This is a genomic window from Streptomyces nanshensis (genome assembly GCF_001751255.1).
GTDB lineage: Bacteria > Actinomycetota > Actinomycetes > Streptomycetales > Streptomycetaceae > Streptomyces > Streptomyces nanshensis_A.
On the sequence record NZ_LJGW01000188.1, the window covers coordinates 1 to 6,120 of the forward strand.

Annotated in this window: 5 protein-coding genes; 2 read left to right on the forward strand and 3 right to left on the reverse strand. The window is 72.7% G+C overall.

What is annotated here, in order from left to right:
* Positions 1 to 515: 515 nt before the first annotated feature.
* Both AN218_RS11395 and AN218_RS11400 read right to left on the reverse strand, forming a co-directional pair.
* A complete protein-coding gene (locus AN218_RS11395) occupies positions 516 to 1,286 on the reverse strand; it encodes a FadR/GntR family transcriptional regulator (protein WP_079132054.1) in 771 nt (256 codons plus the stop codon).
* Between the two features lie 5 nt (positions 1,287 to 1,291).
* Complete coding sequence (locus AN218_RS11400; protein WP_070016733.1) at positions 1,292 to 2,686, reverse strand: enolase C-terminal domain-like protein; 1,395 nt, start codon at positions 2,684 to 2,686, stop codon at positions 1,292 to 1,294.
* 284 nt (positions 2,687 to 2,970) lie between these two features.
* Here AN218_RS11400 and AN218_RS11405 point away from each other — a divergent pair, with 284 nt between their 5' ends.
* Complete coding sequence (locus tag AN218_RS11405) at positions 2,971 to 4,323, forward strand: MFS transporter (RefSeq protein WP_070016735.1); 1,353 nt, start codon at positions 2,971 to 2,973, stop codon at positions 4,321 to 4,323.
* 13 nt (positions 4,324 to 4,336) lie between these two features.
* Positions 4,337 to 5,266, forward strand: a complete 930-nt coding sequence (locus AN218_RS11410) for a fumarylacetoacetate hydrolase family protein (RefSeq protein ID WP_070016737.1) — start codon at positions 4,337 to 4,339, stop codon at positions 5,264 to 5,266.
* 121 nt (positions 5,267 to 5,387) lie between these two features.
* Here AN218_RS11410 and AN218_RS11415 read toward each other — a convergent pair whose 3' ends face one another.
* Entirely contained in the window at positions 5,388 to 6,026 is a 639-nt protein-coding gene (locus tag AN218_RS11415) for a hypothetical protein (RefSeq protein WP_141747531.1), read from the reverse strand.
* Between the last annotated feature and the right edge of the window lie 94 nt (positions 6,027 to 6,120).

Consider the following 6,120-nt stretch of genomic DNA (forward strand, 5'->3'; position numbering starts at 1 on the left):
CAGGAGCGCGACCGACCGGGGCCCCGGCCTACGGGCGCGGGTACGACTCCGGCTCTCCCCTGATCGGCACCAGGGCCTCACCGTCGCACGACGGTCAGTGGGCCAGCGGGCGGGAGTTGGCCGCAGAGTCGCGTCGGTCGTCGCGAACAGCGCGCCCGCGTACGGGGCGTGGCGGAGCCGGGACCCCGGACGGACGCGCAGGAGCGCGACCGACCGGGGCCCCGGCCTACGGGTGCGCGTACGTCTCCGGCTCTCCCCCACCGGCACCAGGGCCTCACCGTCGTACGACGGTGAGTGGGCGAGTGGGCGGGAGTTGGCCGCAGTGTCGCGTCGGTCGGCCCGAACAGCGCGCCCGCGTACGGGACTTGGGCGCGGCCGGCACCCCGGACGAACGCGCCTACGTCTCCGGCTCTCCCTTACCGGCACCAGAACCTCACCGTCGTACGACGGTCGGTGGGCGAGTAGGCGGCAGGCGGCTGCCGGGTCGTGGTCAACTCCGGTGCGCCGGCGCGTACTTACGAGGACGGGTCGCGGACGGCCGAGAGGCGGTCGCGGATCCAGGTTTCCACGTCGTTGACGTGGCGGCTGGCAGCGGCGAACGCCGCCAGGCTGTCGCGGGAGCGCAGGGCGCCGTGGATGTCCATGTGCTGCTGGTGCGTCCAGGCGAGGACGTCGGACTTGACCAGAGCGCGCCAGACGCGGGCCCGTGCCGTGCGGTTGCTGACGGTGGAGACCAGGGACTGGAGCGTGCGGTTGCCCGTCGCGGCGACGATGTCCGCGTGGAACGCCAGGTCCTCGCGGACGAGTTCGGCCGGATCGTGCAGCGTACGCATCCGCTCGATCCGCTCCGAGAGCGCGTCGAGCGCTGCGTCGTCGATGCGGGTCGCGGCGAGCGCCGTCGCGCCCGGTTCCAGCACCTTGCGGCACTCCAGCATCTCGTCCAGGGCGGTGTCCTGTGCCAGGTCGAGGAAGCTGCCGAGGGCGCTCATCAGCCGGTCGGGACGCAGGTCGGTGACGAACGTGCCGTCGCCGCGCCGCACATCGAGCACGCCGGCCATGGCGAGCGCCCGTACGGCCTCCCGCAGGGACGGGCGGGAGAGTTCCAGCTCCCCGGCGAGCACCGACTCCGGAGGGAGCCGGTGGCCGGGGGCGAACTCGCCGGTCTCGATGCGGCGCTTCAGGCGGCCGATCGCCACGTCCACGACGCTGCCCGAGCCGGCGCCCGTACCGGCGGCGCCCTCGTCCGCGCCGTTCTGCCCTGCTCCCGGGGCTCTGTCGGTCGTCATGCCGGTCAGGATGCCACCGGGCCCGCGGCGCCGCTCCACACGGCCCCCTCGGGGAAGCGGTGGGCCTCCAGCGTCTCGCGGCGGATCTGCGCGCTGTAGCCGGGAGCCTCCGGTACGCAGTAGCGCGAGCCCTCGACCCGTACCGGGTCGTGGAAGTGCTCGTGCAGATGGTCCACGTACTCCACGACCCGGTTCTCCATCGAGCCGCTGACCGCGACGTAGTCGAACACCGAGAGATGCTGCACCAGTTCGCACAGGCCGACGCCGCCCGCGTGCGGGCACACCGGTACGTCGTGGGCGGCCGCGAGCAGCAGCGCCGCGACGGCCTCGTTGACGCCGCCGAGTCGGCATGCGTCGATCTGGCAGATCCCGATCGCCTCCGCCTGGAGGAACTGCTTGAACATCACGGCGTTGTGGGCGTGTTCGCCGGTCGCGACGTGCGTGGGCGCGATGCGCCGCTGGATGGCCGCGTGGCCGAGCACGTCGTCCGGGCTGGTGGGCTCCTCGAACCACCAGATGCCGAACTCCCGCAGCGCGTCCGCCCATTCGATCGCCTCGTCGACGCCGAGGGTCTGGTTGGCGTCGATCATCAACCGCCGGTCGGGGCCGATGATCTCGCGGGCGATGCGGCAGCGGCGTACGTCGTCGGCGAGGTCGGCGCCGACCTTGAGCTTCACCGAGTCCCAGCCCTGTTCGACGGCCTCGCGGCACAGCCGTGCCAGCTTCTCGTCGTCGTAGCCGAGCCAGCCGGCGCTGGTGGTGTAGGCGGGGTAGCCGTGCTCCCGTACGTACGCCTCGCGTTGGGCGCGGCCCGGGACTTGGGAGCGGAGCAGTTCGAGGGCGGCCTCGGGCGTGAGCGCGTCCTTGAGGTAGCGCCAGTCGACGAGGTCGACGATCTGCTGCGGGGTGAAGTCGGCGAGCAGCTTCCACACGGGCTTGCCCGCCCGCTTGGCGGCCAGGTCCCAGGCGGCGTTGACGACCGCCGCGGCGCCGAGGTGGATGGCGCCCTTGTCGGGGCCGAGCCAGCGCAGTTGGCTGTCACCGAGCAGATGGCGTGAGAAGGCGCCGAGGTCGCCGGTGATCTCGTCGACGGACATCCCGATCGCGCGCTCGCCGATCGCACGTGCCGCGCCGACCGCCAGGTCGGTGCCGCGGCCGATGGTGAAGGTGAAGCCGTGGCCCTCGGTCACCTCTGAACCGTCGTCCCCGGCCCCTCCGTTCGCGTCCCCTTTACCCCCTTCGTCCCCTCCGCGCTCGCCGCGGCCGTCGTCGCCGACGTGCAGGACCACATAGGCCGCGGAGTAGTCGGGAGCCTCGTTCATGGCGTCCGAGCCGTCGAGGGCACGCGAGGTCGGGAAGCGGACGTCGATCGTCTCGACGTCGACGATGCGGGCGGTCATCGGCACTCACTCCTGATCACGTCCGGGATGCTGCGACGGCGGCACACGCCGCGCAGCCAAGATGTCAGATGTCTTGCCCGACCGCCAGACCCACGGGCGACCACAGACCCGGCCGCCCCCACCGCTCAACAGCGGCCTTTTACACGGGAGATACGGGTCGGGACCGACCTCTTGTCACCGCGAAACATGGGGGTTACGTTCCAGCGGTCAGACGTCTCCCCGTCGGCTGACCCGCCCGTCCAGCACCCCCCGTCCCCCGCCTCCGTCGTCCCCAGGGAGGTCCGATGAACACGGCCGCCACCCCGGAAGCCGTACGCAGGAAGGTGTCCCGGCGCCTGCTGCCACCGCTCTTCGTGATGTTCGTGCTGAGCTTCCTCGACCGTACGAACGTCGCCCTCGTCAAGTCCCATCTCGCCACCGACGTCGGCATCGACGCCGCCGCCTTCGGGCTCGGCGCGGGCATCTTCTTCGTCGGCTACGCCGTGCTCGGTGTACCGTCCAACCTCGTCCTGCACCGCTTCGGCGCCCGCCGCTGGCTGGCGCTGCTGATGCTCGTATGGGGCCTGCTGTCGTGCGCCATGGGCCTGGTGGACGGCCCCGGAAGCTTCTACGCGCTGCGCTTCCTGCTCGGCGCCGCGGAAGCCGGCTTCTTCCCGGGCGTGATCCTCTACATCACCTACTGGTTCCCGGCCGAGGACCGCGGCAAGGCGACCGGGATGTTCCAGTCGGCCGTCGCGTTCGCCAGCATCGTCGGCAACCCCGTCGGCGGCTATCTCCTCGGGCTGCACGGACTCGGCGGCCTGGAGGGCTGGAAGTGGATGTTCATCCTGGAGGGCGCGCCCACGGTCGTGGTCGCCCTCGCCGTGCCGTGGCTGCTCACCGACCGCCCCGAGCAGGCCCGTTGGCTCACCCCGGCCGAACGGACGCTGCTGTGCGAGCGGATCGCCGCCGACGTACCGGACGAGAGGCAGCGGGTGCCGGCCACGGTCGGCAGCGTCATCACCGACAGCAAGGTGCTGCGGCTGATGTTCGTGTACTTCGCCATCCAGATCGGCGTCTACGGCGTGACGTTCTGGCTGCCCGCGCTCGTCGGCCGCATCGACGGTCTCGGCGACGTCGGCATCGGCTTCGCCTCCGCGCTGCCGTGGGTGTTCGCCCTGCTCGGCGTGCTCGTCCTGCCGTGGCTCTCGGACCGCACGGGCAACCGGCGGGGGCCGCTGCGGCTCGCGCTGCTGCTGACCGTGGGCGGGCTCGTCGGCGGGGTGCTGCTGCCGCCGGTCCCGGCCGTGGCGGCGCTGTGCGTCGCGGCGTTCGGATTCCTGGGCGCGCAGCCGGTGTTCTGGACCGTGCCGCCGACGATCCTCTCCGGTGCCCAGATGGCCGGGACGATCGCGCTGATCTCCGGCTTCGGCAACCTCGGGGGCTTCCTCGGCCCGTACGTCATGGGTGCCGTGGAGTCGGGTACGGGCTCGGGCGCGGACGGACTCTGGGTCGTCGCCGCCGTCGTGGCCGCGGGCGCCGTGGTCGTCACGGGCTTCCGCTGGGCGGGGATGCGGGGACGTCCCGGCGCGGGAGAGCAGGACGGGCGCCCCGCGGAGACGTCGGATGCGGAATCGGGAACGGAAGCCACAGCGTAGGGAAGGAGCGGCGATGACACACCTAGTGCGCTTCGCTGACGACAGCGGGACCGTACGCACCGGGGTCGCGGACGGCACGGGCGCCGTCCGGCCGTTCGAGGGCGCGCCGCGCGTGGCGGACCTGCTGCGGCTGTCCGCCGGGGAGTTGCGCGCCCTGACCGAGCGGACGCTCGACGGGCCGGCCGTCTTCGCCGAGGGCGGCATCGTGACGCTGCCGCCGCTGGACGGGCTGATGGAGCTGTGGGCGGCGGGCGTCACCTACGAACGCTCGCGCGAGGCGCGCGTGGCCGAGAGCACCGAACGGTCCGTCTACGAACGGGTCTACGACGCCGAGCGCCCCGAACTCTTCTTCAAGGCCCAGCCCTGGCGCGTGGTGACCGACGGCGAACCAATCGCCGTACGGGACGACTCCGCGCTGAACGTGCCCGAGCCGGAACTCGGACTCGTCCTCAACTCCCGTGGAGAGACGGTGGGTTACGTGGTCACGGACGACGTCAGCTCACGGTCCATCGAGGGCGAGAACCCGCTCTATCTGCCGCAGGCGAAGATCTACGGCGGCAGCGCGGCGGTCTCCTCCGGGGTCGTTCCCGCATGGGAGGTGGCGGACGTGGGCGCGCTGCGCATCGCCCTCGCCGTCACCCGCGGCGGGGCCGTGGCGTACGAGGTCGAGACGTCGACGTCCGCCTTCCACCGCGATCCGCTCGCGCTCGCCGGACATCTGTGGCACGCCCAGCCGTTCCCGGACGGGGCGGTGCTGGCCACCGGCACCGGCATCGTCCCGGGCATGGACTTCACCCTGCGGGACGGCGACACCGTCCGCATCGAGATCGAGGGCGTCGGCGTGCTGTCCAACCCCGTGGTCGGCGACCAGGCGCGGCTGGACTGGCTGACGGAGGCGGTCGAGCAGCCGCTGATCCGCCGCGAGCGGCGCGCGCAGACGTAGCGCGGGGACGTAGCGCGGGGACCGGCGGGCAACCGGCGGGCAGCGGTCAACCGGGGCGTACGGCGGGCCGGTTGCGGCGGCTCGCCGTACGACCGGGTTGGTGTCCGCGGGCCCGCTCGCGCTACTGGTCCTCGGGCAACTGCACCGGTGCGTCGGTGACGCGGGCGTACGCCTCGGTCGGGCCGCCCTGCCAACTCACCGTCATGGACTTGCTCTTGAGGGCGCCGACCGTGCCCTTCGTACGGGTGTCGTCCGCGCCGGACGGGCACTTGAGGGTCACGGTCCGCTTGCCGGCGCCGCCGAGGGTGCCCGTGCAGTTGCGGCCCTCCTCGCGCAGCAGCGTCACCGAGTCGCCGACGACGGTGAGCACGACCTGCTTGCCCTTCACCTTCCAGACGCCCGCGAGCTTCCCGGCCTTGCCGCCCTTGCCGGAACCGGAACCGGAACCGCCGGAGTCGCCGGACCCACCGGTGCCGCCCGAACTGCCGGACCCCGCACCGCCGTTCCCGCCGCTGCCCTGCCCGTCCCCGGAAGCGCCCTCCGAGGCACCGGCGGACGCCTCGTGTGACGCCCCCTCGGACGGGGAGGCGGACGTGGACGCGCTCGACTCCGGCGTACCGCCCGCGTCGTCGCCCTTGCCGCCGTCGTCGCCGCTGCTTCCGCAGCCGCCCACCAGAAGCGCTCCGGCCGCGAGCACCGCCACCGCTCCCGCTCTCCGCGCTGACCTGCGCACCCCGGACTCCTTCGTCGCTCTCGTCATCGCCCCGTCCACTGAGCAGGGCCACGTCAAGCTAGCAGCCCACCGGCCCGCTGAAAACGCCGCTGCCCGGCGCCCCTTCGCGGGGTGCCGGGCA

Excerpts from the sequence above, each read along its gene's own strand:
- AN218_RS11395 (WP_079132054.1), bottom strand. The coding sequence starts at position 1,286 with ATGACGACCGACAGAGCCCCGGGAGCAGGGCAGAACGGCGCGGACGAG.
- AN218_RS11400 (WP_070016733.1), bottom strand. The coding sequence starts at position 2,686 with ATGACCGCCCGCATCGTCGACGTCGAGACGATCGACGTCCGCTTCCCG.
- AN218_RS11405 (WP_070016735.1), top strand. The coding sequence starts at position 2,971 with ATGAACACGGCCGCCACCCCGGAAGCCGTACGCAGGAAGGTGTCCCGG.
- AN218_RS11410 (WP_070016737.1), top strand. The coding sequence starts at position 4,337 with ATGACACACCTAGTGCGCTTCGCTGACGACAGCGGGACCGTACGCACC.
- AN218_RS11415 (WP_141747531.1), bottom strand. The coding sequence starts at position 6,026 with ATGACGAGAGCGACGAAGGAGTCCGGGGTGCGCAGGTCAGCGCGGAGA.